Raw genomic sequence first — 489 nt, forward strand, 5'->3', positions numbered from 1 at the left:
TCGGGTCGCTTTCTCCAGCTTTGAATCTTCTCCAAATCGTTCAAGAAATTCATCTTTAAACCTTCTGGCATCATTCACACTAACAGCTTCAAAAATTCTCTTTAATCCTAGTTTTTCTTCATCTACCCCTTTTTTAGGTAGTACATTAAAAATATTTCGCTTGAAATGGACAGTGCAACGTTGCCAAACAGTTCCAACGAATACTTCTTTTAGAGCCCTTTTTAATCCGGGATGTGCGTCTGTAATAAATAGTCTTGGAGATTGTACTCCTCGAGATTGTAAGTGATGTAAAAATGCTTTCCAAGCATCATAGCTTTCTACGTGATCGACTCTTATTCCTAATATTTCTCGGCGGTTTTCTTCCGTAATGGCAGTAGCGATATAGACAGCCTTTGATACAACACGATTATGTTCACGCACCTTAATATACATGGCATCAGCGAAAATATAAGGGTAGTATGTTGTATTTAAAGGCCGGTTTGCCCAAGT

1 protein-coding gene is annotated in these 489 nt (G+C 38.2%); it reads right to left on the minus strand.

All coding sequences use genetic code 11. The features are described from left to right. Nucleotides 1–489: IS256 family transposase (locus AC6CHV_RS26330; protein WP_498079979.1), on the minus strand; the 489-nt coding region annotated here is incomplete at both ends.

The organism is Ferdinandcohnia sp. GQ5 (assembly GCF_059759275.1).